The following is a 23898-nucleotide window of genomic DNA, read 5'->3' on the forward strand; positions in this document are numbered from 1 at the left end:
AAGCCCCGGCGCTGGTCCGGGGCTTTGTCGTTCCGATAGACGGAAAATCAGTTCGGCTGGCCGCTGCCATTGGTCGGAGGCGTCAGCGGGCCTGCACCCTGCTTGGCGGCAAGGGCTGCCAGATTCTGGCGATAGATGGCGGCAAAGTCGACCGGCTCCATCATCAGTGGCGGGAAACCGCCCTGCTGGGTGACGCTGGCCAGGACCTGGCGGGCAAACGGGAAAATCAGGCGCGGGCATTCGATCATCAGCAACTGGCTGAGCGTCGCTTCCGGCACATTCTTGAGGCGGAACACACCGCCATAGACCAGTTCCACGTTGAACAGCACGGTGGCTTCGCGGTTGGCCTTGGCATTGAGCGTCAGCTCGACGGCATAGATGTCGTCGGCCTGCTTCTTGACCGCCACCGAAATCGAGACGTTGAACGCCGGATTGCCGCCGCCGGCCATGATCGAGCCCGGCGCGCCCGGATTTTCGAACGAGAGGTCGCGAATATACTGGCCAACCATGTTCATCGAGGGCGGATTGGCCGGTGCTGCTGCTGCGCCGCCCTGGGTCTCGTCAGACATATTCGGATCCTTTGCCGAAAAAAACGTTGCGGCTGGCTAGCATCTTTGCCGGGCGCTCACAAGCAGTAGGCCCACCCGACGATTACTGCGGCCGGTAATCGTCCTCGTCGAGATCGATCGTGCCCGGTCCCTTGATGCGGGGATCATAGGGATCGTTCGCCGGGCCATAGCCGCTGGTATTGACCACCGTTACCCGGCTGGCGAGACCGGCATAGATCCAGTTTCGCACCGGCGGCAGCAGCAAGGCGAGCGCGACCACATCGCTGAGAAAACCCGGCAGCACCAGGAACAGCGCCGCCAGCCCGATCATCATCGCGTCGGCTATGGTCTTGCCCGGCAAGCGGCCTGAATTAACATTGCTGCGCAGCTGCCCGATCACCGACAGGCCCTGATAACGCAGCAGCACGCCGCCCAGTATGGCCGCGCCGATGACCAGTGCCAAAGTGGGCAACAGACCAATGGTCTGGCCCACCTTGATGAAGATAGCGATCTCGATGATCGGCAATGCGATCAGGCCAAGAGCAATAAATCGTCCCAAGGTCTGGATTTCCTTCTCGCGTTTGGCGCGACAAAACGGTACTCGCCCCCTTGTGAACTGGTTTTGGGGTGAGCCTTTGCCTATATATAGGTCAATTGTTCCGCTCAGCGAGCGTTCCCGCGTCATTTATCGACGCAGCCGACGGTAAGGTGCATTGCCCATGGACGAATTCTTCGATCTGCCCACCCTCATCGTGATCGCCGTGGCGGTTTTCGTGCTGTTTCGGTTGCGGTCGGTGCTGGGCACCCGGACCGGCAATGAACGCCCACCGGTCGAGCGGCGCAAGCCGGCCGACGCCGTGGCGCCCACTGATGAAACCGTGGTGCCGATGCGTCCGCGCGGCGCCGGCAATCCTGACCTCGATGACGAACGGCGCAGCCGCAAGCTCGACGCCGAAATCGAGCAATTCGCCAAGGGCAATGACGAACTGGCCGCCGGCTTCCGTTCTGTCGCCGAGGCCGACCCCAGCTTTACCCCCAAATCCTTCCTCGATGGCGCCAAGCAGGCCTATGAGATGGTCGTCACCGCCTATGCCAGCGGCGATCGGGCCATGCTCCGGAACCTGCTCGAAAAGGACGTGTTCGAGGGCTTCCAGCGCGCCATCGCTGATCGCGAGGCTGCCGGCCAGAAGGTGGACTTTACCTTTGTCGGCCTGCCTAAGATCGAAATCTCCGACGCCGAATACGACAAGAAGAACGTGCTGATCACCGTCCGCTTCCATGCCGAAGTGGTTTCGGCCACGCGTGACAAGGACGGCAATCTGGTCGATGGCAATGCCGACCAGGTGCAGACCATCGCCGACGAATGGACCTTTGCGCGCAACCCCAAGTCGCGCGACCCCAATTGGAAAGTCGTCACCACCAGCCAGCTCGACTGATCTGAGGCGGCGGGTTTCCGGTTCATTGCAATGTCCAAGCGTGACCCAAAGCGCCTGCCGCACGACTTCCACCTGTGGACGGCCGTGGCATCCACGGTCGATCCGCTGCGGCGCAAGGGTCTGCTGAAACTAGGGCCGCTGCCGCTGCCGGTGGACGAGCCGGCCGCGACCGTCATCAAGGCGCCGCCCGCCCGGCAGACTCCGCGAAAACCTTTCCTGCCGCCCTATCAGGCACCCCTGCCCTCGGCTTCCCTGCCGGAAAAGGCAGTCGATCCATCTATCCGCCGGAAGCTCGGGCGCGGCCGCATCGAGATCGATGGCACCATCGACCTGCACGGCATGACCCAGAACGAGGCGCGCGGTGCCCTGCACCGCTACCTCCATGCCCGCGTCGGGCGCGGTGACCGCACCATCCTCGTCATCACCGGCAAGGGCCTCAAGACCGACAATGACTACATCGCCGCCATGAGCGAGCGCGGCATCCTGCGCACCATGCTGCCGATCTGGCTGAGCGAACCGAGTTTGGCGCCCCTGGTGTCGGGCTGGAGCGTGGCCGCGCGCGGCCATGGCGGAGAGGGGGCGTGGTATGTACGCCTGCGTCGCCTATGACCCCGCTCGGCGCCAAGATCCGTGAACTGCGCGAGGCGCGCGGCATTTCTCTCAAGGAAATGGCCACGGCGCTCAATGTGTCGAGCGCCTATCTGTCGGCGCTGGAGCATGGTCACCGCGGCCGGCCGACCGGATTTCTGCTCCATCGCATGATCGCCTTCTTCAACGTCATCTGGGACGAGGCGGAAGAATTGCAGCGCCTGGCCGAGATGAGCGATCCTAAGGTCACCATCGACACCGGGGGCCTGGTGCCCGAGGCGACCGAGCTGACCAATCGGCTGGCTGCCGATATCGGCAAGCTCGACGCCGAGGATCTGAGGTTTCTGCACACCGAACTGGTCCGCCGCTCCAGCAAGCCGCGACCCTAGGAGACGCTGGCAAACCCTCGGGCGGAGGCGTATTTTAGGCGCCTATGCTGGAGGAGGTTCCCATGCGCACTTTGAGTGTCGCGGCCATCCTTGCCGCGTTGACCATGCCCACCCTATCCGCCGATCTGACGCCCAGCGCTATTCTGGCCCTGCTTGAAGGGCAGGACGCAAGGGCGGTGGTGCAATCGCTTGATGAGCCGTCCTGGACGGCGTTCCTGGCCCATGTCGAAGCCGGCGACCGCGGCTGGATCGATCTCGTGCCGCTGCTGGCGCCCGGCGCCGATGCCGATGCTGCCGAAGGCGTTAGCATTGCGCTTTCGCGAGCGCTGCGTGCCAACCCCCAAGGCGTGCTGAACGTGCTGACCAACGATCACTATTCCGCCGCTGATATCTGCGCGGCCAACGATGTCGAGGTGTCGGTGACCGATGCGGTGAAGTTCATCGATCAGGCCTTGGTGAAAGTCGCCGCCGTGATGGACCCGGCATTGAGCCAGGCCCGCGATGCGTGCCTGCATTCGCTGAGCGATGCACGAATTTCGGCGTTGCTCTGATTGTAGCTGGTCTTCCCTTCTCCCCTTGAGGGAGAAGGTGCCCGAAGGGCGGATGAGGGGTCTCTTCTGCGTCTCTGGGCATGCCTGGACGCAGCACCCCTCACCCTGACCTTCCGCTGAACGCGTCAGGTCGTCCCTCTCCCTCAAGGGGAGAGGGAGCGGTGCGATGGCCTACAGCACGAACTTGCTCAAATCCTGATCGGCCGCCAGGACGCCCACTTTCTCGGCGACGAAGGCCGCGTTGATGGTGATGGTCTGGCCCTGCTTGTCGGGGGCTTCGAAGCTGATGTCTTCGACCAGCCGCTCCATCACCGTCTGCAGGCGCCGGGCGCCGATATTCTCGACCGAATTGTTGACCTTGACCGCCGCATCGGCAATGGCCTCGATGGCGTCCTGGGTAAAGTCCAGCGTCACGCCTTCGGTGCCCATCAACGCCACATATTGCTTGATGAGGCTCGCCTCGGTGTCGTTGAGGATGCGGATGAAATCCTCGCGCGTCAGTGCCTTGAGCTCGACGCGGATCGGCAAGCGGCCCTGCAATTCCGGCAGCAGGTCGCTGGGCTTGGAAACATGGAAAGCGCCCGAAGCGATGAACAGGATATGGTCGGTTTTGACCGGACCATATTTGGTGGAAACGGTGGTGCCTTCGATCAACGGCAGCAGGTCGCGCTGCACCCCTTCGCGCGACGGACCGCCCTGCGCGCCGCCATCGCGGGCGGCAACCTTGTCGATCTCGTCGATGAAGACGATGCCGTGGTTTTCCACCAGCTCGATGGCTTCGCTCTTGAGCTGTTCCTGATCGAGCAGCTTGTCAGCCTCTTCGGCGATCAGGGGCTCATAGGCATCCTTGACCTTGATCTTGCGCTTGACGCCGCGCCCGCCCATCGCCGACTTGAACATGTCGGAAAGATTGATCATGCCGATGCCCCCATTGGGCATGCCAGGGATTTCAAAGCCGCCGGTATTGGTCGACGGCGTCATCTCGATCTCGATTTCGCTGTCGTCGAGCTCGTTATTGCGCAGCTTCTTGCGGAAGCTATCGCGCGTCGAAGGTGCCGCCGAATTGCCGACCAGCGCGTCGAGCACGCGGTTTTCAGCATTCTGATGCGCCTGGGCCTGGACATCGGCGCGGCGCTTGTCGCGCAAAACGGCGATGCCGGCTTCGACCAGGTCGCGGATGATCTGTTCGACATCGCGGCCGACATAGCCCACTTCGGTGAACTTGGTGGCTTCCACCTTGATGAACGGAGCCTGCGCCAAACGCGCCAGGCGGCGCGAAATCTCGGTCTTGCCGACGCCGGTCGGCCCGATCATCAGGATATTCTTGGGCGTTACCTCGCGGCGCAGCTCGGGGCTGAGCTGCTGCCGGCGCCAGCGATTGCGCAGGGCCACGGCCACGGCGCGCTTGGCGTCATTCTGGCCGACGATATTGCGATCGAGCTCGCTGACGATCTCGCGCGGGGAGAAATTGGTTTCACTCATTTGTAGTCTCCAGGTGCCTTATCCAGGAAGCGCACCATCAAGTGGTCATCGATAAATCGACCGTTGACATAAAAGGCCCGGGGATCGGTGGCGTAGGTCACGAACCCCGTCTTTTCGTAGAGCCGGATCGCCGGCTGGTTTTCCGACCAGACCCCCAGATGCACCTGCAGCACCTTGCCACGGGCATGCTCGAGCAGCGTTTCGACCAGCGCCTGGGCGCAACCGGTGCCCCGCATTTCGGGCCGGACATACATTTGCAGCAACCAGCCGCGATGTTTGTCCTTGTCGCCGTCGCTCTGGTCGAACGCGACCAGACCTACGGGCCGGCCCTCATCGGCAAAGGCGCCGAAGAAGGTCAGCTGTTCCAGTGTCGTACGCCAGGCGCTGTCGGGCCGCTGCACCGCACTCTCATAGGTGGAGGCAAAGGCCTCCGGATGCTGCCTAAGGCTTTCCAGCCGCAACTCCCGATAGGCCTCGGCATCTTCCGGCGTCAGGGGTCGGATGGAATAGCTCACGCGTCGAGCTCGATAGCTTCGAGGGTCACATTGCCATTGGTATAGACGCAGATTTCCTCGGCGATCTTCATGGCGCGACGGGCGACTTCTTCGGCATCCATATCGGTTGCCTGATGAAGGGCCAGCGCGGCGCTGAGGGCGTAATTGCCGCCCGAACCGATGGCGGTGACGCCATGATCAGGGGTCAGCACGTCGCCGGTACCGGTCAGCACCAGGGTTTCCTTCTTGTCGGCCACGATCATCATGGCTTCGAGCTTGCGCAGGTAACGATCGGTGCGCCAGTCCTTGGCCAGTTCCACGGCGGCGCGCATCAACTGGTCGGGATATTGCTCGAGACGAGCCTCGAGGCGCTCGAACAAAGTGAAGGCATCGGCGGTGGAGCCGGCAAAGCCGCCGATCACCTTGCCACCGGCCAGGCGCCGCACTTTCTTGGCGCCATGCTTCATCACCGTCTGGCCCATGGACACCTGGCCATCGCCAGCCACCACGACCTTATTGCCCTTGCGCACGGAAACGATCGTCGTCCCGTGCCAGCCGGGGAAATTGTTGTCACTCATTTTGGGAAGGTACTCCGAACTGTTGGCTGATATTTAGGAGACCGGCCCAGGAATGCAATGCGTGCGGGTTTTGTCCGCCTCAACCCAATCTTCACGAGGTTGTGCCTATCTGCTACTGAGCCGCTCTATTCTGGAGACCGCCATGCGCACCGCCACCATCGCCCGCAAGACCAACGAGACCGAGATCAATGTCTCGGTAAACCTCGACGGGTCGGGTGCGCATGCCATGGCGACCGGCATCGGCTTTCTCGATCACATGCTCGACCAGCTCAGCCGCCACTCGCTCATCGATATGGACGTGAGCTGCAAGGGCGACTTGCACATCGACTTCCACCACACGGCCGAAGACGTCGGCATCGCGCTGGGCCAGGCCATTTCGAAGGCCCTTGGCGATAAACGCGGCATCCGCCGCTATGGCTCGGCTGACCTGCCCATGGATGGCACGCTGACCCGCGCGGCGCTGGACGTGTCCGGCCGGCCGTTCCTGGTGTTCCGGGCCGAGTTCTCGCGCGACAAGGTCGGCGAGATGGACACCGAGCTGTTCCGCGAATTCTTCCAGGCCTTCGCCATGAATGCCGGCATCACGCTGCACATCGAAAACTTCTACACCGACAACAACCACCATCTGGCCGAGTCGATATTCAAGGCTGTCGCGCGGGCTTTGCGGGTGGCGGTGGAGATCGATCCGCGCGTGGGTGACCGGGTGCCGAGTACCAAGGGCACGCTGTAGGCTTTTGTTTTCCGGCCTTTTGCACTAATTCAGCCACAGACACGGTGTCACCCCGGCGCAAGCAGGGGTCCATCCCGAGATCTCAAGATGGATTCCGGCCTGCGCCGGAATGACATCGCGTATTTTTGGAGCGTCCGGTGACCCTCTACGCCATTTTCGACCCCAGGCCGGGCAGGCCCGACCTGCCGGCTGCGATTCCGGAAAAATTCTCCTGGTTCGCGGCGCTGCTGCCGCCATTCTTCCTGATGGCGCATGGGCTCTGGCTGGAGCTGGTCGCGTGGCTGCTGAAGGTGGTGGCGCTGATCGTTCTCGCGGCATTTATCGGCGGTGATGCGGCCTTCGCTCTCTACCTGCTGGCGGCGATCTGGCTCGGCTTTGCCGCGTCCGGCCTGCGCCGTCACGCACTGGCCTGGCGCGGCTGGACCCATCGCGGCGAACGCGTCGCCGCGACCCCGGACCTCGCACAATTGGGGGCGCTGCAGTGAGCCTCGTCACCATCATCGATTACGGCGCTGGCAATCTGGCCTCGGCGGCCAACGCCTTTCGCCGGGTGGCCGCGGGCAGCGGCATCGACATCGTCGTGACCGCCGACCCCGGTCTGGTGCGCCGCGCCGATCGCATCATGCTGCCCGGCGTCGGCGCCTTCGCCGATTGCAAGGCGGGACTCGATGCTGTCGAGGGCATGGTGGATGTGCTTGAAGAGCGCGTCATCCGTGGCGGTGTGCCCTTTCTCGGCGTTTGCGTCGGTATGCAGTTGATGGCGTCCGAGGGCCGTGAGAAGGTGGTGACGCCGGGTCTCGGCTGGATCCCCGGCGCGGTCGAAAAGATCAGGCCGGCCGATCCGGCACTGAAGATTCCGCATATGGGCTGGAACACCATCTCGGTGACAAAGCCGCATCCGCTCTTCGCCGGCATTTCCGATGGTCCCGATGGGCTGCACGCCTATTTCGTGCACTCCTATCACCTGGTGACCGAGAGCGCCGACACGTTGCTGGCCACCACCGATTATGGTGGGCAGGTCACCGCCTGTGTCGGTCGCGATAACATGTTCGGCACGCAGTTCCACCCGGAAAAAAGCCAGGCGCTGGGACTGAAGCTGATCGAGAATTTCCTGAGGTGGACCCCGTGATCCTTTTCCCCGCCATCGACCTCAAGGATGGTCAATGCGTGCGCCTCAAACTCGGCGACATGGATCAGGCCACCGTGTTCAACGACGACCCGGCCGCGCAGGCCAAGTCGTTTGAGGACCAGGGCTTCGAATACCTGCATGTCGTCGACCTCAACGGCGCCTTTGCCGGCGAGAGCGTCAATGGCGCGGCGGTGGAGGCCATCCTCAAGACGGTGAAGTTCCCCGTGCAGCTCGGCGGCGGCATCCGCACGCTGGCCCATATCGAAAGCTGGCTCGACAAGGGCCTAGCCCGCGTCATTCTCGGCACCGTGGCTGTGCGCGATCCGGAACTGGTCAAGGAAGCCGCGAAAAAATGGCCCGGCCGGGTCGCCGTCGGCACCGATGCCAAGGGCGGCATGGTGGCGGTGGAGGGTTGGGCCGAGACCTCGCAGCTGTCGATCATCGAGCTGGCCAAGCGCTTCGAGGGCGCTGGCGTCGCGGCGATCATCTATACCGACATAGACCGCGACGGCATTCTGGCCGGCATCAACTGGACCTCGACGCTGGAGCTGGCCCGCTCGACCGCGATCCCGGTCATCGCTTCCGGCGGCCTGGCTTCGATGGCCGACATCGAGCGGCTCACCCAGCCTGATGCCGCCGTGCTCGAGGGCGCGATTTCCGGCCGTGCGCTTTACGACGGACGGATTGATTCACGTGAAGCACTGGCTTTGCTGAGAGCCGCCGCCTGATGGCCACGCCGCGCCACATCATGATCCGCAAGGTCAACTGGTGGTGGTATCTCGCCCCCATCCTCCCCATCTTGCTGGTTGGCTATGGCGCGCTGGTCAATGCCCTGCCGTCCTGGGCGCTGCTTGTCGCCGTCTTCGCCTTTTTCATGTGGCTGTTCTCGCTGCTGTTCACCGCTTTTGCGGTGCTGACGCGCAAGGCCAAGGAGCCCCGTCAATGACGCTGAAAACTCGTCTTATTCCTTGCCTCGACGTCATGGGCGGCCGTGTGGTCAAGGGCGTGCAATTCGTCGACCTGCGCGATGCCGGTGATCCGGTGGAGGCGGCCATCGCCTATGACGCTGCTGGCGCCGACGAGCTGACCTTCCTCGATATCACCGCCAGCCACGAGGGCCGCGACACCATTTTCGACGTCGTGGCGCGCACCGCGGAACACTGCTTCATGCCGGTGACGGTGGGTGGCGGTGTCCGGACTATCGAGGATATCAGGAAGCTCCTGCTGGCCGGGGCCGACAAGGTGGCCATCAATTCGGCGGCGGTAAACGACCCCGATTTTATCTCGCGGGCCGCCGACAAGTTCGGCAATCAATGCATCGTGGTTTCGGTCGATGCCAAGCAGCGGCTCGATCGGCGCGTCGGTGGCGACAACCGCAGCGAGTGGGAAATCTTCACCCATGGCGGCCGCAAGCCCTCCGGGCTCGACGCGGTGGAGTTCGCCGCGCGGATGGTCGAGCGTGGCGCGGGCGAACTGCTGGTGACCTCGATGGATCGCGACGGTACCAAGTCGGGCTTCGATCTCAAGTTGACCCGTGCCATCGCCGATGAAGTGGAAGTCCCTGTCATTGCCTCGGGCGGCGTCGGCAAGCTGCAGGACCTGGTCGACGGCGTCACCGAGGGTCACGCCAGCGCCGTGCTGGCCGCCTCGATCTTCCACTTCGGCACCTTCACCATCCCGCAGGCCAAGCAGTACCTGCGCGACCATGGCGTGCCGGTTCGCATGGACCGTGCAGCCTAGGTCGTAGTGACCCAGCCCGGGTTTTCTGCTCTAAGCCTGCCCCAAATAGCGATGTCACCCCGGCGCAGGCCGGGGTCCATCCTGAGATCTCAAAAGGATTCCGGCTTTGCCGGAATGACATCGCGGGTGCGGAAGGACCTTGCATGCCCATGACCCTCGAAGACCTCAATGCGCGCATTGCCTTGCGCGCCGTCGCCTCGCCTGACGAGAGCTACACCGCCAAGCTCATCGCCCGCGGCATAGAAAAATGTGCGCAGAAGCTGGGTGAGGAAGCCACCGAGGCTGTCATCGCTGCGGTGACGGGCAACAAGCCGGAACTGGTCAAGGAATCAGCCGACGTGCTCTATCACCTGCTGGTGGTGCTGCGCGCTGCCGATGTATCGCTGGCTGACGTGATGGCCGAGCTCGACAGCCGTACGGCGCAATCAGGCCTGGCGGAAAAGGCCTCGCGGACGGAGCAAAACTAATGGCCAAGCGTCCACCCGTTCTCGCGCCCTACCACCATTTCACCAAGGCGCAATGGAGTGCCTTGCGCGCCGACGAGCCGATGACGCTGACGCGCGAGGACATCTCCCGGCTGCGCACGCTGAGCGATCCGATCTCGCTCGAAGAGGCAGAGGAAATCTACCTGCCGCTGACGCGCCTGTTGTCTTTCTATGTCGAGGCCATCCAGGGCCTGCACAACGTCTCGACCCGCTTCCTCGAAACGCCCGACCAGAAGGTGCCCTTCATCATCGGCGTCGCCGGTTCGGTGGCGGTGGGCAAGTCGACCACGGCGCGCATCCTGCAGGCGCTGCTGCAGCGCTGGCCATCGAGCCCCAAGGTCGATCTGGTGACCACGGACGGCTTTCTCCATCCCAATGCCGTGCTGCAGGAACGCGGCATCATGCAGCGCAAGGGTTTTCCCGAAAGCTACGACCGGCCGCGCTTCGTGCAGTTCCTGGCCGATATCAAATCGGGCAAGGGCAAGGTGCAGGTGCCGGTCTATTCGCACCTGGTCTATGACGTGGTTGCCGGTGGCGACGTCATCATCGATCGCCCCGATATTCTCATCGTCGAAGGGCTCAACATCCTGCAGCCGGGCGAACTGCCCAAGACGGGCAAGCCTATCCTGTTCGCCTCCGATTTCCTCGATTTCTCGGTCTATATCGACGCCGACACCGACGATCTCGAAGGCTGGTTCATGGAGCGCTTCTTCCGCCTGCGCGAGACGGCGTTCAAGGATCCGACCTCGTTCTTTCGCCGCTTCGCCGAAATGAGCCAGGAAGAGGCCGGCGAATACGGCAAGATGGTCTGGCGCACCATCAACTTGCCCAACCTGCTCGAGAACGTGCTGCCAACGCGCGGCCGGGCAGATCTGATCCTCAAAAAGGGTAAGAGCCATCTGATCGAGACGGTGCAGCTCAGGCGGGTTTAGGTCTTCACCTCTCCCTTTTCGGGCGAGGGGGCCTGCCGTTCGCCTGATCCCAGTAAGGCCCCCTTCACCCGCTGCTTCGCATCGACCTCTCCCCCAAAGGGAGAGAAAAACCTCAATACGTCCCCGGCTGTGGCTGGCTGAAGGTGATCTGGTTGCCGTCGCCGTCGCGGAATTTGGCGGTCTTGAAGAAGTCGCCCATCGCCTTGGACACCGGCATCAGGCCATAGAGGCTGAGCCGGCCCAGCTCCTCGCCGAGGTCATCAACAATCAGCGTCAGCGAGGATGCGCCGGCGCGGTCGGCATCGGTGAAGACCTGCACCCAGCCACCACCCGGCAGCTTCCATTCGGCGACCTCACCCATCGGACGCGCATCGGCCTTGCGACCGAATAGCCTCTCGTAGAAATCGAGCGCTTCGCCCAGATCGTCCACCGCGATCCCCGCCAGCGCGTTGGTGATAGTCAAATCAGCAGTCCCTTGTGAACACCAAGCAAGACCCTAGCATGGTGACCGCATTGGGGCACGGCTGTTGGCGTTTCGTCATGGCGCTGCTATAGGCGGAACGAATTCGGGAGCAGCGCATGAGCGAACTCAAGGTCGTGGTGGCGGGGGCCGGCGGACGCATGGGCGCCGCCAATATTCGGGCCGTCGCCGCCCTTTCGGGGCTGAGCCTGCATGGCGCAGTGGCCAACGCCGCCGGCATGAAGCTGCATGCGGCAGTCGATCGGCCAGGCACCACAGCCATCGGCCAGGATGCCGGTCTTTTTGCCGGCATTGCGGCGCTGGGCGTCGTCATCACTGACGACATGGACGCGGCGTTGGTCGGCGCAGACGCCATCATCGACTTCACCGCGCCCGGCGCCAGCGTGGCCTTGGCCAAGAAAGCAGCCGCCCTCGGATTGGTCCACATTATCGGCACGACCGGCTGTTCGGAAGCTGACGACGCGGCGATTGCCCAGGCGGGCAAGGACGGCGCCCGCGTGGTCAAGTCGGGCAATTTCTCCATGGGCGTCGTGGTGCTGGCGAGCCTGGTCAAGAAGGCCGCCGCCATCCTTGCCGACTACGACATCGAAATCCTCGAAATGCACCACAACAAGAAGGTCGACGCACCCTCGGGTACCGCGCTGCTGCTCGGGCAGGCCGCGGCTGCTGGTCGCGACATTGCCCTTCGGGAGCATTCGGTCCGTGTCCGCGATGGCCATACCGGGCCGCGCGAAGCCGGCACGATCGGCTTTGCCACGCTGCGCGGCGGCACGGTGGTCGGCGATCACTCGGTGATCATGGCCGGGCCGTCCGAGCGGATCGAGCTCAACCATCGCGCCGAGGATCGTGGCATTTTCGCCAATGGCGCCGCACGCGCCGCGCTGTGGGCCAGCGGCCAGAAGCCGGGCCTTTATTCCATGAACGACGTTTTGGGGCTCTGACCATGACCGCGCCGACCTGCTGGATCGGCGTTGCCGCCCGTGCCCATGTCATGGTGGGCAAAGCCGACGGTTTCGTCATGTTCGCCCATGGCAAGCATAGTGCGGTCAAGCAACTCCGGCCCGGGGACTGGTTTGCCTATTACGCACCGACCGAGACGCTAGGCGGCAAGGATACCGTCCGCCGCTTTGTCGGTATCGGCACCATCGATCCGGGCGAACCCGAGCCGACGCAGATGATGGGCGGCACGATCGAAGCCTGGATGCGGCGCGCAACTTATCTGGATGTGCAGGAGGCCGACATTTACCTCCTGCTGCCGCAGTTCGATTTTGTGACTGACCCGGCCCATTGGGGCATGTATTTCCGCAAGTCGCTGTTCAAGACCAGCGCCGCGGACTTTTCCCGCATTGCCGACGCCATGGGTGTCGGCCCGCAATTCAATCTCGGAGACTAGTGATGACCGGCACCCTGATCCTCGTGCGCCATGGCGAAAGCGAGTGGAACCTCAAGAACCTCTTCACCGGCTGGCGCAATCCGGACCTGACCGAGAAGGGTATCGGCGAGGCCCGCGCCACCGGCAAGGCGCTCAAGGCCAAGGGCATCGTGCCCGATCTCTATTACACCTCGGCCCTGCGCCGCGCCCAGCACACGCTGGACCTGATGCTTGAAGAGATGGGCATTCTCAATGTGACCATCACCAGGAACATCGCGCTCAACGAACGCGACTATGGCGACCTCAGCGGTCTCAACAAGGATGACGCGCGCGCCAAGTGGGGCGAGGAACAGGTGCTGATCTGGCGCCGCAGTTTCGACGTGCCGCCGCCGGGCGGGGAGTCGCTGAAGGACACGGCCGCCCGCACCCTGCCCTATTACGATGCCGAGATCGTACCGCTGCTCAAGGCAGGCAAGACGGTGCTGGTCGCCGCCCATGGCAATTCGCTGCGCGCCATGGTCATGGCCATCGAAGGACTAACCCCGGAACAGATTCTGAAGCGCGAAATCGCGACGGGCCAGCCGACGGTCTACAAGATTGGGACCGATGGGAAGTTGGTGGAGCGGGTGGAGATTTAGGGGTGGTAGACTCCGCATCCGTCCCGCGGTCTATCGTCACCCTCGGTCTTGACCCGAGGGCCCTACACTTTTCGAGATCGCAGTAAGTAAAGAACCCTCGGGTCAAGCCCGAGGATGGCGTGCGGAGGATGTGGCGGCGTGAGCGCCTTCGCTTCCGACCGATTCACGTGAAACTTCGAGTCGTGCCACAGGCAAAATCGCTCCGGTGGAGCGATTTTAGGTGAGAAGGCCATGAGGGCTACGCTCGAATGGCTAATGCGCCGCAGAAATCACTCCGGCCTCCCAGCCCAAAATCGCCCGCTTGCGCGGCACGCCCCAGTGGTAGCCGGTCAGGGCGCCGCTGCTGCCGACGACGCGGTGGCAGGGGACGACGAACGAGATCGGGTTTTTCCCCACTGCCGCGCCGACCGCGCGTGACGCCGTCGGCCGGCCGATGTGATTGGCGACGGTCTGGTAGGTCGTGGCCTTGCCGCAGGGAATCTTGAGCAGCGTCTCCCACACCTTGACCTCGAAATCGGTGCCGATCAGCACGACGCGAACCGGGTGCTCGGGTGACCAGCGGGCCGGATCGAAAGCCTGCGCGATCATCGGCGCCACTTTGGCGTCGTCGCGCGTGAACCGGGCATTGGGCCACCGGTTGGCCAAGTCCTGGAAGGCTTCCTCGATGGTGGTGTTCTCGTCGGCAAAGCCAAGGCCGGACATGCCGTATTCGGTGGCCGTGACCACGGCGGTACCGAAGGGCGAGGGTGCAGCGCCCCAGACCATGTCGAGCCCCTCCCCGCCAGCGCGGAAAATGCCGGGCGGCATGGCTTCATAGGCCACGAACAAGTCGTGCAGGCGCGAGGTCGAGCTGAGGCCCACCTCGTAGGTGGTATCGAGTACGCTTTCCTTGGCGCGGAGCAGCGACTTTGCGTGGTCAAGCGCCACCGCCTGCGCGAAACTCTTGGGGCTGAGCCCGCACCAGCGCCGGAACAGGTCGGTCAACTGCCGCTCGGTAAGCCCGATGGCACGCGCAAAGCGCGGCAGGTCGGCGACGTCAGGACCGTTCTCGCTGAGATAGCGGATCGCGGCCTGGATAGTGTCGTAATCGGTGGCCGGGGTCATCTGGATCATCTGGTTCATCGGAACACCCATTTCGTTCGTCATGTCTTGGATGTTTATCTAGGCGTGACGAGACGCGGATGCGACCCGGTTTTGACGAGGAATCTTCAGGCTAGCCGGGCCTTGCGGAGTGCCGTGCCGAGGGCCTTGGCAAAGCTCGACTTGTCGTCGGGATTAAGGAAGCTCCCCACCTCGAGCTCGTCCTTGCCGTGACGCAGGCGCAGGGCCACGGTCTTCTCGTCGGCGTCGCGATCCAGCACCAGTCGCACGGTCTTCGGATTGAACCGGCGCAGCGTCTTGCCGCCCTTGGCATCGATGGCGGCCCATTCGAGCTGGTCGGCCCATACGGTCACGTGCTCGCGCCTTTTGCCTCGGCGCAGCGACACATAGAGCGCGACCGCAATGGCGACGACGTCGAGGGCCATGAAGCCGACAATCGGCCAGGCGCCCAGCGACAGGAAGATCAGGGTCGGCAGCGCAGCGAACAGCGCGCAGAGGCCAACCACCACCCAGACGCCCCGCGAACCGAGCGAGCGGTTTGGTGTCAGTTCCGCCGCGAACAACGGCGTGGTGGTTGTGGCTTGCATGGGCATGGTGAACTCCCCGACACTATAGGCGCAGAATCAGAGGCGAGAGAATGGCCGCGACGAAAAAAGTGAAGGGGCTGCCGCCGGCGGACGTGGAATCCATTTTCGCCCGCTTCCATGAGATCGAACCCGAGCCCAAAGGCGAGCTTGATTACGTCAACGTCTTCACGCTGCTGGTTGCCGTGGTGCTGTCGGCCCAGGCGACCGATGCCGGGGTCAACAAGGCGACCAAGCGCCTGTTCGAGCTGGCGCCCTCCCCCACCGCCATGGTGGCGCTGGGCCAGGCCGAAATCGAAAACCAGATCAAGACTATCGGCCTCTATCGCAATAAGGCCAAGAACGTCTTCCTGCTCAGCCAGCAATTGCTCGACAAGCATGGCGGCGACGTGCCCAACGACCGCGAGGCGCTGGAAGCCCTGCCCGGCGTTGGCCGCAAGACCGCCAATGTGGTGCTCAATATCTGGTTCAAGCAGCCCACCATCGCGGTCGATACGCATCTGTTCCGCGTCGGCAACCGCACCGGCATGGCCGTCGCCGCAACGCCGCTGGCGGTGGAGCAAAAGCTGCTCAAGATCATCCCCGCGCAATATATGCTGCACGCACACCACTGGCTGATCCTGCACGGGCGCTATGTCTGCAAGGCCCGCAAGCCGGAATGCTGGCGCTGCGCTATCCGCGAATGGTGTCGCTTCGAACCGAAGACACCACTGCCCAAGGGCAGCTAGGGTCAGGACCCGTTATCGGGACCGAACCGACCTCCACTCTACCGTCATCACCCGGCTTGTCCGGGTGATCCATGTTTAGTGCGTGTGGGAGATGGATTGCCCGGACAGGCCGGGCAATGACGATCGATAGATACTCGTCCTGTACCGTGGATTTAGCCCTAGCTGACGCCATAGCCGCGTGCCATCGCCGCTGCGAAGATCGGGATCAGCACTAGAATGCCGGCCTGCAGGTGGATGAACCGGCGGCTTGCCGCGATTTCCCCCGCGGGCGGTGCATAGCCTGCTTCGCCCCTGCCGGCCTTGGCCCACCGCCGGATCGCGATAGTCGGCTGAATGGTCAGCAGGCCCATGACGAGGAAAGCCACCATCTTGGCCCAGAAGGCATAATTGGCGACGTAGTACTCCCAGCCGCTGGCGCCAAATATGACCCGCAGCACGCCGACAAGAATGACCAGCGTCGCGACGCCACCATAGGCGGCATCGATGCGTGCCAACTGGGTGATGCGCCCGCCGGCCAAACCGGGCCGCAACAGCGCGAACTCGGCAGCCAGGATGCCGACCAGAGTAAACACCGCCAAGTGGTGGGCAATGGCCAAAAGCAGATCGATATCCATTTGCGAGCCCTCAACGCTCCATGTTATCAACGCTTACATATATCTGATCTAAAGTAAGCAATGTCAACATCGACGAATTCTCCCTACCATCACGGCGATCTGCGGCGGGCTTTGCTCGAAGCGGCCCTGCTCATTCTGGAACGCGACGGCGAGGCCGGGCTGCAATTGCGCGACCTGGCGCGTGCCGTCGGCGTCTCGGCCGGTGCGCCCTACCGGCATTTCGACAGCCGCGCTGCGCTGCTCGAGGCGTTGGCGGTGACCGGCTTCCAGCGCTTCACCACGGCCATGGAGGATGTGGCAGCCGCCAATCCGCCCGACATGCTGGCGGCCATGGGCAAGACCTACGTGCTGTTTGCGCTCAACAATAAGGGCCTGTTCCGGCTGATGTTTTCCCCGCAAGTCAAGCGCGACAACCGGCCCGGCCTGCGCATGGCGGCCGATGCCGCCTTCGATACGCTGCGCCAGGTCAGCGGCGGCAATACCAAGGCCGGTCGCGTGGCCGCGCTGGCCGCCTGGGCCCGGGTGCACGGGCTGGCGGTGTTGCTGCTCGATGGCCAGATCGCCGTGCAGGCGGGTGAGGATATCGAGGCGCTGATCAGTGAGATCATCGGCAAACACTAGCCCTTGGTTGCGCTGATCCAGCCATTCCTCTAAACCGACTCACGGCTTTTTCCTCTGCCGGACCCATCCATGACCCATACTCGCTTCGACGTCCTCACCATCGGCAACGCCATTGTCGATATCATCGCACCGGTGGAGGCGGGCTTTATCGAGCGCGAAGGCATGAGCGAGGGCATCATGCACCTGATCGATACCGATCGGGCCGAGGACCTCTATGGCAAGATGCCGCTCAGCCGGCAGCAGATTTCCGGCGGCAGCGCCGCCAATACTGCTGCGGGCGTTGCCTCGCTTGGCGGCCGCGCCGCCTTTGTCGGCAAGGTCGCCGATGATCCATTGGGCGACGTGTTCGAGGCCGATCTCGACGCCATCGGCGTGCACTACGCCACCAGCCGCCTCAAGAATGGCGCCCTCACCGCCCGCTCGATGATCTTCCTCAGCGAGGACGGCGAGCGGACGATGAATACCTATCTCGGCGCCTGCCACCAGCTGACCGAACAGGATATCAAGCCCGACGAGATCGGCGCCGCCGCCATCACCTATATGGAAGGCTTCCTGTGGGACCCGGTCGAGGCCAAGAAGGCCTTCGTGCTGGCCGCCCACTATGCCCACAAGAACGAGCGCGCGGCGGCGTTCACCCTCAGCGACCCATTCTGCGTCGATCGCTATCGCGCCGAATTCCTCGACCTGATCCGCAGCAAGACCATCGACTACGTCTTCGCCAATGTGCATGAGCTCAAGTCGCTCTACCAGACCGATGATCTGGGCGAAGCCGTGCGCGAAATCGCCAAGGATGCCGAACTCGCCGCCATCACCATGGGCGCCGAGGGCGCCATGGCCGTATACAATGGCGAAGTGACCTCAGTGCCCGCCTTCCCGATCGACAAGGTGGTCGACGCCACCGGCGCCGGCGACCTGTTCGCCTCGGGCTTCCTGCTCGGCATGGCCCGTGGCCAGACGCTGGAATCGGCGCTCAAGACCGGCTGTCTTGCGGCCAGCGAAGTCATCAGCCACATCGGCGCGCGCCCACAGCTCGATCTCGAAGACCTCAGCCGCCAGCATGGTCTTGCCGGCTAGGACCCGGCGCCGGTACCAACAGTGACGTTGCGGACGAAGTCAGCCATCAGCAAGGCGCATTCGGGGGAATGCGTCTCCAGCAGCAGATATGCGCCATCAAAAATGTGGATGGCGATCCCCTGATCGGGCAAGGCCGACGGCGCCCTGCTGCGAACCTGGGAGCAGGATCGGGTGGGCGAGCTTGGCATCGAACATCTTTGGGAACCAACGGCGCTCCCAGTGCAACTGGGTTACCCCAGCCCCGCCCGCGTTTCGACCAGTGCCAGAGCTGTTTCGTCGGTTGGCTTGAACTCCAGGCCCACGAAGCCATCATAGCCATTGGCGAAGAGCCATTCGAGGCTTGTCTTGAGCGGCAAGTGGCCGGTGCCGGGCTGGTTGCGTCCGGGGTGATCGGCGACGTGGATGTGGGCGATGCGGTCGACGCGATCAGCTAGCACGGTGGCGGTGTCCTCGCCCATCACCATGGAATGGTAGAGGTCGTAGAGAACGGCGATTTCCGGGCGGTTGACGGCGTCGATGATGTCGAGGCCTTCCGCTGTCGATGGCAAGAAGTAGCCCTGGTGATCGACCAGCGTATTGAGCGGTTCGAGCGCCAGCCGGACGCCGGAACCCCTGAGCACATCGGCCGACCGCGCCATGGCCTCGACCAGGGCATCGTGCTGCCGTTGGCGTGAAATGCCCGCCAGCTCCGGCCCGGCCTGCGCAATCATCACTTTTGTGCCCAGCCGCTGCGCGACCTCGAGGCTTTTGGCGAGGCCGTCGAGAAAGCGGTCGTGATCGCTGCTGCGGGTCAGTTCGGCGAAGGGTTCGGCGACGATGCCGGCCAGGGTGAGGCCGGTTTCGTTCAGCGCATCCTCGATGGCGCCGAGGTCCTTGTTGGACCACAGCCAGAACTCCACCGCATCCAGGCCTGCCGCCTTGGCCAGCCGGATGCGCCGCGCCACGTCCATAGTCTCGCGGACGAAAAGCATGTCGACACAGGCGGAGTAGCGCATCAGGCGACCCGCAATCCGGCGTTCATTTCGGCCAGGATGGCGCGCGCCGCCGCCGCCGGATTGGCCGCGTCGATAATCGGGCGGCCGACGACGAGATGGCTGGCGCCGGCGGATAGCGCCTCGCGCGGACCCATGACGCGCTTCTGGTCGCCCAGCGCACTGCCGGCGGGGCGGATGCCGGGCGTCACGATCGCCATCTTCGGGCCCACAATGGTGCGGACCATTTCGGCTTCATGGGGTGAAGCGACGACCCCGCCAATGCCAGCGTCACGCGCCTGCTGCGCGCGTAGGGCCACGAGGCCGGCGGTGTCGCGGGCAAAGCCAGCCTCGGCAACGTCGGCGTCGTCCATCGACGTCAACACAGACACGCCCAGTACGCAGAGGTCTGACCCGGCAGCACCTCGCACCGCGGCGCGCATGCACTGGGGATAGGCATGCACGGTCAGCATGGTCGCGCCGGTTTCGGCGATGGCGGCGACGCCCTTTTCGACCGTGTTGTCGATATCGAGCAGCTTGAGATCGAAGAACACCTTCTTGCCCGCTTTGAGCATCTCCTTGCCCAGCGCGAAACCGTCGGCGCCGTAGAAACACTGGTAGCCGATCTTGTAGAACTCGACGCTATCGCCGAGCAGGGACACCAGTTCTTCCGCGCGTGCGCGTGACGAAACGTCGAGGCCCACGATCAATTGGCCAGCCATGAGTCTTCCTCCGATGTCGATGTTCTGGTGGACCTAGACCAAAACGGGTCGCGCCGCAACCCGGCCTAGCGGAACCAGCCCGGAGCGAAATCTTCCATCGCTGCCCACTCGCCGCCCAGTTTCATGGCGTCGAGATCGAAGGCGAAGCAATTGCCGCCGCCGCGATGGGCGTGACGGCTCTGGTCCTCGCTACGGGCAATGGCCCGGCGGCCGACATGGCATTTGAGCAAGGTGCCAACGGCGCCGTGACCGCAGAATACGGCCGGAACACCCGCCGGCACGGTTTCGAGCGCCGCCTGGACCGCGGCAACGATGCGGGCCTGGGCGTCGATGGCCCGCTCCCAACCCTGAGCGCTGACTTCGGGCCGGGCGAAGAACCGATCCGCCATCTCCTCGAATTGCGTCGGGGGCAAAAAGCCGGTCGCGCTGCGGTCGTTCTCGCCCATCGTATGCGTGCTCACCACTGTGGCCCCGATTGGCTCGGCCAGGATAGTTGCGAGCTGCATCGCCTTGGTCTCGCTGCTGGAAAAGATCATGGCGCCATCAGGCACCACGCAGCGCGCGGCAAATGCTTCGGCCCGCAGCCGCCCATCCTGGCTCAACCCCCAGAGCGGCACGGGCACATTGGCATCGATCTGCACCTGCGGATGCGTCACATAGAGGGCGCGCATCGGCGGCTATCCCCGGCTCATGTGGGTGAGGTCGTGCACGAGGCTATCGACCTTGCGGATGATGGCCGGCTCGACGAAATCGCCATTGGCGTCGAACACCTCGCTATCGGGGCCGATGCCAAGCAGGCCCGGCGCCACCAGGCCCCCCACTTTGCTGAGGCTGTCGCGCAGGTGGCTCAGCGCCCAGATGGTGCCGTACTTGCCCGAGCTCACGCCGCCAATGCCGAATACCGCCTGGCGGAACGGGCTCGGCTTCTGCCGGCTGAGCCAGGCAAGGACATTGACCAGCAGCGGTGGCAGTCCACCATTATATTCGGGCGTGGCGATGAAGACGATGTCGTGCGTCCGCCACAGCTCGGCCAGGCGTCCCGCGGCCTCGGGCACGTTGTCCGGCTCCAGGTCCTCGTTGAAGATCGGCATCTCGAAATCGCTGAGGTCGATGGCATTGACCGTGACGCCGGCCGCTTCGAGCTTGCGGCCAACATGCGCCTGCAGCATCCGGTTATACGATCCCTTGCGAATGGAACCGGAAAGAGTGAGCGCGGTGGTCATGAGAAAAGTCCGTTTTGGATCAGGCGACTGTGCCCGTGACGCTGCGGCGGCGCAAGGGACTGGCGATCTTTGTTTTGCCCCGGAGCGTTGGCCTGTTGCGTCAATCGCGAAGTCCTGCGCCGGGGTGACACCGCGCAAGGAATTGGGCACCGAGCGTTCGCGCCATTCGAGCGTAGCTCTCATGGCTTTTCGGCGGGAAATCGCTCCACCGGAGCGACTTCTTTTCCGCCTTAAGCCTCGAACATCTTCTTGATCTTGGCGAAGAAGCCGCCTGAGGTTGGGTTGGTTTCCTCGGTTTCGAGCTTGGCGAACTCTTCGAGCAATTCGCGCTGCCGGCGGCTCAGGGCCTGCGGCGTCTCGATGTCGAGCTGCACATAGAGGTCGCCGACATCCTTGCTGCGCAGCACTGGCATGCCCTTGCCCTTGAGGCGGACGCGCTGGCCGGGCTGGGTACCAGCCGCCACCTTGACCTTGGCGCGGGCGCTGTCGAGCGTCGGCACTTCGAACTCGCCGCCCAGAGCGGCGGTGGTCATGGCGATCGGCACGCGCGCATAAAGATCGGCACCGTCGCGCTGGAACAGATCATGCGGGCGGATGGAAATGAAGATGTAGAGATCGCCCGGTGGTCCGCCGCGAAGGCCGGCCTCACCCTCATTGGCGAGGCGGATGCGGGTGCCGTCTTCAATGCCCTTGGGGATATCGACGGAGAGCTTGCGGTTTTCCTGCCGGCGACCCTGGCCACCGCAATCGGTGCAGGGCTGGTCCATCATCTGGCCCCGGCCCTGGCAGACCGGGCAGGTGCGTTCGATGGTGAAGAAGCCCTGTGCGGCACGCACCTTGCCATGGCCATTGCACTGCCGGCAGGTATGAGTACCGGTGCCCGGCTTGGCGCCGGAGCCATCACAGGTGGTGCAGCCCACCAGGGTCGGCACGTCGATCTCGACCGTGCGACCCTCAAAACTCTCCTCGAGACTGATCTCCAGATTGTAGCGCAGGTCCGAACCGCGCAGCTTGGCGGCCCCGCCGCCACCGCCGCCCCGGCGTCCACCCATGAAGTCGCCAAAAATGTCGTCGAAGATATCGGACATGGACGAGGTGAATTCGGGACCAAAGCCACCGCCCGGTCCGCGGCCGCCGCCATTTTCGAAGGCGGCATGGCCAAACCGGTCATAGGCGGCGCGCTTCTGGCCGTCCTTGAGCGTATCGTAGGCTTCGTTGATTTCCTTGAACTTGGCCTCCGCCTCGGCATTGCCCGGGTTACGGTCGGGGTGATGCACCATGGCGAGCTTGCGATAGGCGCCCTTGAGCGCCGCATCGTCGGCGCCCTTTTGTACGCCGAGCACCTCGTAGAAATCCCGTTTGGCCAAAAACTAAGTCTCCATGCGCTGCCGGTCGCGTCGCGCGCGCCCCGCAAATTCCAAGCCCCGAGCCAGTTCTAAATGGCAATCGACCCCACGCCCCGCAAGGGGTCTGGGGCCGACAAGGCAAACCAATTGCCCGCTCATGTAGCAAGAGCGGGCACGTGCTTCAATATTGCTGATCGGCAAGTGCCGCCGCCGTCTAGCTCTGCCGTCCCGGCGCAAAGGCCTTGGCCAAGGCATCGGCGGCGTCGCTCTGCGCGAACAGGGCCTTGGTGACGATCACCCCAAGCCCGAAAAAGCCTTGCGTCACACCTTGATAGGTCCAGCAATTGACCGGAACGCCAGCCTGCTCGAAAGCCTCCGCCAGGGCTTCGCCCTCGGAACGCAGCGGGTCGATGCCGGCAAGAATTATGGTCGCCGGGGCAGCGCCGGCCAGATCGTGGCGCGACACAAGATCGATGCGGGGATCGCTAATCGCGGCCTCGTCTTCCAGCAATTGCCGAAAGCGCCAGCGCATGGCTGGCAATCCGATCGGCCTGGCCCGCAACGTTTCGCCGTAGGACGGCGTCGCCAGATCGCTGCCCGCGATCGGGTGGATCAGCAATTGGTGAACCGGGCGGGTCACGTGCTCATCGCGAGCCCGCAGCGCCACATGCGCGGCGAGATTGGCCCCGGCATCCTCGCCGGCAACGACCAGCCGGCGCGGATCGCCACCGAACTCGCCGATCCGCTCGGCCAGCCATTTCCATGCCGTCCAGGCATCGTCATGGGCCGCCGGAAAGCGATGCTCGGGCGCCAGCCGGTAGGCGACCGACACGACGATAGCGCCGCTTCGCCGGGCAATGGCGCGGGCGGAAGCGTCATGGCTACCGAGGTCGCCGGTGACGAAACCGCCGCCATGGAAGTAGAGTGCCAGCGGATTGAGCCGGCTCAGCAGGCCCATCGGTCGATAGACCCGCGCCGGCAGCGCTTCGTTGTCACCATTGGCGATGGTGATGTCCTCGACCTCGACGCCGTCATCGCCGGTCGGCCGGTTCTGCCGCGCCAGGATCGCGACTATGGCGTCGCTGGCCTTGGGCTGACGGCGGGCCGCCTGCGGCGAGCAATGCTCTAGCGGGCGGGCGCCCAGCTCGCCCAGCGTATCGAGCACATGCTTCATGTCGGCGTCGATCCGGGCCATTGGATTACCAGAGATCAGTTCACCCAAACGACCGATCGAATCGATCTGCGCCGGGTTCGGCTGTGCGTCGCTGCTGGTATCGGTCATGGAGTGGCCCTCGCTTTTCCGTGATCCCGTTGGATCGCGAAAACCGGCCGGCAGTTTGG

The 23898-nt window shown here is 63.9% G+C and carries 34 protein-coding genes; 18 read left to right on the forward strand and 16 right to left on the reverse strand.

The annotated features are described in order from the left end of the window. Positions 1–47: 47 nt before the first annotated feature. Positions 48–569, reverse strand: coding sequence for a protein-export chaperone SecB (gene secB / locus MF606_RS20910; RefSeq protein WP_240231252.1), 522 nt, complete (start codon positions 567–569; stop codon positions 48–50). Between the two features lie 82 nt (positions 570–651). Continuing rightward, complete coding sequence (locus tag MF606_RS20915; protein WP_240231253.1) at positions 652–1107, reverse strand: FxsA family protein; 456 nt, start codon at positions 1105–1107, stop codon at positions 652–654. Positions 1108–1267: 160 nt separating this feature from the next. On the opposite strand from MF606_RS20915, the gene MF606_RS20920 reads away from it, so the two are divergent. The 4 genes from MF606_RS20920 (at position 1268) to MF606_RS20935 (ending at position 3512) form a co-directional block, all read left to right on the forward strand. Next, the gene (locus tag MF606_RS20920) at positions 1268–1984 is read left to right on the forward strand and encodes a Tim44/TimA family putative adaptor protein (protein ID WP_240231254.1); all 717 of its coding nucleotides are present in this window, start codon (positions 1268–1270) and stop codon (positions 1982–1984) included. Positions 1985–2014: 30 nt separating this feature from the next. Beyond that, positions 2015–2593, forward strand: coding sequence for a Smr/MutS family protein (locus MF606_RS20925; protein ID WP_240231255.1), 579 nt, complete (start codon positions 2015–2017; stop codon positions 2591–2593). Continuing rightward, a complete protein-coding gene (locus tag MF606_RS20930; RefSeq protein ID WP_240231256.1) occupies positions 2590–2961 on the forward strand; it encodes a helix-turn-helix domain-containing protein in 372 nt (123 codons plus the stop codon). Before MF606_RS20925 ends, MF606_RS20930 begins: the two co-directional genes overlap by 4 nt. A gap of 62 nt (positions 2962–3023) precedes the next feature. After that, on the forward strand, positions 3024–3512 hold the full coding sequence (locus tag MF606_RS20935) for a hypothetical protein (RefSeq protein ID WP_240231257.1): 489 nt from the start codon (positions 3024–3026) through the stop codon (positions 3510–3512). Positions 3513–3683: 171 nt separating this feature from the next. Here the strand turns inward: MF606_RS20935 and hslU are convergent, their stop codons facing one another. The 3 genes from hslU to hslV are packed head-to-tail and all read right to left on the reverse strand — an operon-like array spanning position 3684 to position 6066. After that, positions 3684–4994, reverse strand: coding sequence for an ATP-dependent protease ATPase subunit HslU (gene hslU / locus MF606_RS20940; protein WP_240231258.1), 1311 nt, complete (start codon positions 4992–4994; stop codon positions 3684–3686). Beyond that, positions 4991–5509 (reverse strand): GNAT family N-acetyltransferase, encoded by a 519-nt coding sequence (locus tag MF606_RS20945; protein WP_240231259.1) that lies wholly within the window; start codon positions 5507–5509, stop codon positions 4991–4993. Before MF606_RS20945 ends, hslU begins: the two co-directional genes overlap by 4 nt. Next, positions 5506–6066 (reverse strand): ATP-dependent protease subunit HslV, encoded by a 561-nt coding sequence (hslV, locus tag MF606_RS20950; protein ID WP_240231260.1) that lies wholly within the window; start codon positions 6064–6066, stop codon positions 5506–5508. The genes MF606_RS20945 and hslV overlap by 4 nt, the downstream gene beginning before the upstream one ends. Positions 6067–6193: 127 nt before the next feature. Here hslV and hisB point away from each other — a divergent pair, with 127 nt between their 5' ends. The 8 genes from hisB to coaA all read left to right on the forward strand — a co-directional run bounded on the left by hisB (position 6194) and on the right by coaA (position 11082). Further along, complete coding sequence (gene hisB / locus MF606_RS20955) at positions 6194–6796, forward strand: imidazoleglycerol-phosphate dehydratase HisB (RefSeq protein WP_240233908.1); 603 nt, start codon at positions 6194–6196, stop codon at positions 6794–6796. A gap of 137 nt (positions 6797–6933) precedes the next feature. After that, the gene (locus tag MF606_RS20960) at positions 6934–7281 is read left to right on the forward strand and encodes a DUF2628 domain-containing protein (protein ID WP_240231261.1); all 348 of its coding nucleotides are present in this window, start codon (positions 6934–6936) and stop codon (positions 7279–7281) included. Further along, positions 7278–7925, forward strand: a complete 648-nt coding sequence (gene hisH, locus MF606_RS20965; RefSeq protein WP_240231262.1) for an imidazole glycerol phosphate synthase subunit HisH — start codon at positions 7278–7280, stop codon at positions 7923–7925. The genes MF606_RS20960 and hisH overlap by 4 nt, the downstream gene beginning before the upstream one ends. After that, positions 7922–8653: a 1-(5-phosphoribosyl)-5-[(5-phosphoribosylamino)methylideneamino]imidazole-4-carboxamide isomerase gene (hisA, locus tag MF606_RS20970; RefSeq protein ID WP_240231263.1), complete on the forward strand. Its 732-nt coding sequence runs from the start codon at positions 7922–7924 to the stop codon at positions 8651–8653. The genes hisH and hisA overlap by 4 nt, the downstream gene beginning before the upstream one ends. After that, complete coding sequence (locus MF606_RS20975) at positions 8653–8871, forward strand: hypothetical protein (protein ID WP_240231264.1); 219 nt, start codon at positions 8653–8655, stop codon at positions 8869–8871. Before hisA ends, MF606_RS20975 begins: the two co-directional genes overlap by 1 nt. Continuing rightward, positions 8868–9665 carry an imidazole glycerol phosphate synthase subunit HisF gene (gene hisF / locus MF606_RS20980; protein WP_240231265.1) on the forward strand — a complete coding sequence of 266 codons (798 nt, stop codon included), beginning with the start codon at positions 8868–8870 and terminating at the stop codon, positions 9663–9665. Before MF606_RS20975 ends, hisF begins: the two co-directional genes overlap by 4 nt. Positions 9666–9808: 143 nt before the next feature. Next, complete coding sequence (locus MF606_RS20985) at positions 9809–10132, forward strand: phosphoribosyl-ATP diphosphatase (protein ID WP_240231266.1); 324 nt, start codon at positions 9809–9811, stop codon at positions 10130–10132. Then, a complete protein-coding gene (gene coaA, locus MF606_RS20990; protein ID WP_240231267.1) occupies positions 10132–11082 on the forward strand; it encodes a type I pantothenate kinase in 951 nt (316 codons plus the stop codon). Before MF606_RS20985 ends, coaA begins: the two co-directional genes overlap by 1 nt. 112 nt (positions 11083–11194) lie before the next feature. Here the strand turns inward: coaA and MF606_RS20995 are convergent, their stop codons facing one another. Beyond that, positions 11195–11545, reverse strand: a complete 351-nt coding sequence (locus MF606_RS20995; RefSeq protein ID WP_240231268.1) for a VOC family protein — start codon at positions 11543–11545, stop codon at positions 11195–11197. A gap of 116 nt (positions 11546–11661) precedes the next feature. On the opposite strand from MF606_RS20995, the gene dapB reads away from it, so the two are divergent. The 3 genes from dapB to MF606_RS21010 are packed head-to-tail and all read left to right on the forward strand — an operon-like array spanning position 11662 to position 13573. Next, positions 11662–12504, forward strand: coding sequence for a 4-hydroxy-tetrahydrodipicolinate reductase (gene dapB, locus MF606_RS21000; RefSeq protein ID WP_240231269.1), 843 nt, complete (start codon positions 11662–11664; stop codon positions 12502–12504). A gap of 2 nt (positions 12505–12506) precedes the next feature. Continuing rightward, complete coding sequence (locus MF606_RS21005) at positions 12507–12956, forward strand: EVE domain-containing protein (RefSeq protein ID WP_240231270.1); 450 nt, start codon at positions 12507–12509, stop codon at positions 12954–12956. Between the two features lie 2 nt (positions 12957–12958). Then, positions 12959–13573, forward strand: coding sequence for a 2,3-bisphosphoglycerate-dependent phosphoglycerate mutase (locus MF606_RS21010; protein ID WP_240231271.1), 615 nt, complete (start codon positions 12959–12961; stop codon positions 13571–13573). A gap of 252 nt (positions 13574–13825) precedes the next feature. Here the strand turns inward: MF606_RS21010 and MF606_RS21015 are convergent, their stop codons facing one another. Both MF606_RS21015 and MF606_RS21020 read right to left on the reverse strand, forming a co-directional pair. Next, complete coding sequence (locus MF606_RS21015; RefSeq protein WP_420842226.1) at positions 13826–14707, reverse strand: methylated-DNA--[protein]-cysteine S-methyltransferase; 882 nt, start codon at positions 14705–14707, stop codon at positions 13826–13828. A 74-nt stretch (positions 14708–14781) separates the two neighbouring features. After that, positions 14782–15267: a DUF2244 domain-containing protein gene (locus tag MF606_RS21020; protein WP_240231273.1), complete on the reverse strand. Its 486-nt coding sequence runs from the start codon at positions 15265–15267 to the stop codon at positions 14782–14784. 44 nt (positions 15268–15311) lie between these two features. Between MF606_RS21020 and nth the strand changes: the two genes are divergently transcribed. Beyond that, positions 15312–15986 carry an endonuclease III gene (nth, locus tag MF606_RS21025; protein WP_240231274.1) on the forward strand — a complete coding sequence of 225 codons (675 nt, stop codon included), beginning with the start codon at positions 15312–15314 and terminating at the stop codon, positions 15984–15986. Positions 15987–16144: 158 nt separating this feature from the next. Here the strand turns inward: nth and MF606_RS21030 are convergent, their stop codons facing one another. Further along, positions 16145–16600 carry a DUF2214 family protein gene (locus MF606_RS21030; protein WP_240231275.1) on the reverse strand — a complete coding sequence of 152 codons (456 nt, stop codon included), beginning with the start codon at positions 16598–16600 and terminating at the stop codon, positions 16145–16147. A 60-nt stretch (positions 16601–16660) separates the two neighbouring features. On the opposite strand from MF606_RS21030, the gene MF606_RS21035 reads away from it, so the two are divergent. After that, the gene (locus tag MF606_RS21035) at positions 16661–17221 is read left to right on the forward strand and encodes a TetR/AcrR family transcriptional regulator (RefSeq protein WP_240231276.1); all 561 of its coding nucleotides are present in this window, start codon (positions 16661–16663) and stop codon (positions 17219–17221) included. A gap of 69 nt (positions 17222–17290) precedes the next feature. Then, the gene (locus MF606_RS21040; protein ID WP_240231277.1) at positions 17291–18295 is read left to right on the forward strand and encodes an adenosine kinase; all 1005 of its coding nucleotides are present in this window, start codon (positions 17291–17293) and stop codon (positions 18293–18295) included. On the opposite strand, the gene MF606_RS21045 is transcribed toward MF606_RS21040, so the two are convergent. The 7 genes from MF606_RS21045 to MF606_RS21075 all read right to left on the reverse strand — a co-directional run bounded on the left by MF606_RS21045 (position 18292) and on the right by MF606_RS21075 (position 23839). Beyond that, positions 18292–18483 carry a hypothetical protein gene (locus MF606_RS21045; protein WP_240231278.1) on the reverse strand — a complete coding sequence of 64 codons (192 nt, stop codon included), beginning with the start codon at positions 18481–18483 and terminating at the stop codon, positions 18292–18294. The two genes, MF606_RS21040 and MF606_RS21045, sit on opposite strands and share 4 nt — an antisense overlap. A gap of 42 nt (positions 18484–18525) precedes the next feature. Then, positions 18526–19290 (reverse strand): TIM barrel protein, encoded by a 765-nt coding sequence (locus tag MF606_RS21050; RefSeq protein ID WP_240231279.1) that lies wholly within the window; start codon positions 19288–19290, stop codon positions 18526–18528. Beyond that, a complete protein-coding gene (gene pyrF / locus MF606_RS21055; RefSeq protein ID WP_240231280.1) occupies positions 19290–19988 on the reverse strand; it encodes an orotidine-5'-phosphate decarboxylase in 699 nt (232 codons plus the stop codon). Before pyrF ends, MF606_RS21050 begins: the two co-directional genes overlap by 1 nt. A gap of 65 nt (positions 19989–20053) precedes the next feature. Continuing rightward, complete coding sequence (locus MF606_RS21060) at positions 20054–20659, reverse strand: histidine phosphatase family protein (protein ID WP_240231281.1); 606 nt, start codon at positions 20657–20659, stop codon at positions 20054–20056. Between the two features lie 6 nt (positions 20660–20665). Next, the gene (locus MF606_RS21065; RefSeq protein ID WP_240231282.1) at positions 20666–21211 is read right to left on the reverse strand and encodes an NADPH-dependent FMN reductase; all 546 of its coding nucleotides are present in this window, start codon (positions 21209–21211) and stop codon (positions 20666–20668) included. A 230-nt stretch (positions 21212–21441) separates the two neighbouring features. After that, the gene (dnaJ, locus tag MF606_RS21070) at positions 21442–22578 is read right to left on the reverse strand and encodes a molecular chaperone DnaJ (RefSeq protein ID WP_240231283.1); all 1137 of its coding nucleotides are present in this window, start codon (positions 22576–22578) and stop codon (positions 21442–21444) included. A 193-nt stretch (positions 22579–22771) separates the two neighbouring features. Further along, the gene (locus MF606_RS21075; RefSeq protein WP_240231284.1) at positions 22772–23839 is read right to left on the reverse strand and encodes an alpha/beta hydrolase; all 1068 of its coding nucleotides are present in this window, start codon (positions 23837–23839) and stop codon (positions 22772–22774) included. Positions 23840–23898: the final 59 nt, after the last annotated feature.

The sequence above is a fragment of the Devosia lacusdianchii genome (assembly GCF_022429625.1).
Lineage (GTDB): Bacteria > Pseudomonadota > Alphaproteobacteria > Rhizobiales > Devosiaceae > Devosia > Devosia lacusdianchii.

Bases quoted from the DNA above. Each gene is read 5' to 3' on its own strand.
- secB (WP_240231252.1), bottom strand. From the start codon at position 569: ATGTCTGACGAGACCCAGGGCGGCGCAGCAGCAGCACCGGCCAATCCG.
- MF606_RS20920 (WP_240231254.1), top strand. From the start codon at position 1,268: ATGGACGAATTCTTCGATCTGCCCACCCTCATCGTGATCGCCGTGGCG.
- MF606_RS20925 (WP_240231255.1), top strand. From the start codon at position 2,015: ATGTCCAAGCGTGACCCAAAGCGCCTGCCGCACGACTTCCACCTGTGG.
- MF606_RS20930 (WP_240231256.1), top strand. From the start codon at position 2,590: ATGACCCCGCTCGGCGCCAAGATCCGTGAACTGCGCGAGGCGCGCGGC.
- MF606_RS20935 (WP_240231257.1), top strand. From the start codon at position 3,024: ATGCGCACTTTGAGTGTCGCGGCCATCCTTGCCGCGTTGACCATGCCC.
- hslU (WP_240231258.1), bottom strand. From the start codon at position 4,994: ATGAGTGAAACCAATTTCTCCCCGCGCGAGATCGTCAGCGAGCTCGAT.
- hslV (WP_240231260.1), bottom strand. From the start codon at position 6,066: ATGAGTGACAACAATTTCCCCGGCTGGCACGGGACGACGATCGTTTCC.
- MF606_RS20975 (WP_240231264.1), top strand. From the start codon at position 8,653: ATGGCCACGCCGCGCCACATCATGATCCGCAAGGTCAACTGGTGGTGG.
- hisF (WP_240231265.1), top strand. From the start codon at position 8,868: ATGACGCTGAAAACTCGTCTTATTCCTTGCCTCGACGTCATGGGCGGC.
- MF606_RS20985 (WP_240231266.1), top strand. From the start codon at position 9,809: ATGCCCATGACCCTCGAAGACCTCAATGCGCGCATTGCCTTGCGCGCC.
- coaA (WP_240231267.1), top strand. From the start codon at position 10,132: ATGGCCAAGCGTCCACCCGTTCTCGCGCCCTACCACCATTTCACCAAG.
- dapB (WP_240231269.1), top strand. From the start codon at position 11,662: ATGAGCGAACTCAAGGTCGTGGTGGCGGGGGCCGGCGGACGCATGGGC.
- MF606_RS21005 (WP_240231270.1), top strand. From the start codon at position 12,507: ATGACCGCGCCGACCTGCTGGATCGGCGTTGCCGCCCGTGCCCATGTC.
- MF606_RS21010 (WP_240231271.1), top strand. From the start codon at position 12,959: ATGACCGGCACCCTGATCCTCGTGCGCCATGGCGAAAGCGAGTGGAAC.
- MF606_RS21015 (WP_420842226.1), bottom strand. From the start codon at position 14,707: ATGGGTGTTCCGATGAACCAGATGATCCAGATGACCCCGGCCACCGAT.
- MF606_RS21020 (WP_240231273.1), bottom strand. From the start codon at position 15,267: ATGCCCATGCAAGCCACAACCACCACGCCGTTGTTCGCGGCGGAACTG.
- nth (WP_240231274.1), top strand. From the start codon at position 15,312: ATGGCCGCGACGAAAAAAGTGAAGGGGCTGCCGCCGGCGGACGTGGAA.
- MF606_RS21030 (WP_240231275.1), bottom strand. From the start codon at position 16,600: ATGGATATCGATCTGCTTTTGGCCATTGCCCACCACTTGGCGGTGTTT.
- MF606_RS21035 (WP_240231276.1), top strand. From the start codon at position 16,661: ATGTCAACATCGACGAATTCTCCCTACCATCACGGCGATCTGCGGCGG.
- MF606_RS21040 (WP_240231277.1), top strand. From the start codon at position 17,291: ATGACCCATACTCGCTTCGACGTCCTCACCATCGGCAACGCCATTGTC.
- MF606_RS21045 (WP_240231278.1), bottom strand. From the start codon at position 18,483: ATGCCAAGCTCGCCCACCCGATCCTGCTCCCAGGTTCGCAGCAGGGCG.
- MF606_RS21050 (WP_240231279.1), bottom strand. From the start codon at position 19,290: ATGCGCTACTCCGCCTGTGTCGACATGCTTTTCGTCCGCGAGACTATG.
- pyrF (WP_240231280.1), bottom strand. From the start codon at position 19,988: ATGGCTGGCCAATTGATCGTGGGCCTCGACGTTTCGTCACGCGCACGC.
- MF606_RS21060 (WP_240231281.1), bottom strand. From the start codon at position 20,659: ATGCGCGCCCTCTATGTGACGCATCCGCAGGTGCAGATCGATGCCAAT.
- MF606_RS21065 (WP_240231282.1), bottom strand. From the start codon at position 21,211: ATGACCACCGCGCTCACTCTTTCCGGTTCCATTCGCAAGGGATCGTAT.
- MF606_RS21075 (WP_240231284.1), bottom strand. From the start codon at position 23,839: ATGACCGATACCAGCAGCGACGCACAGCCGAACCCGGCGCAGATCGAT.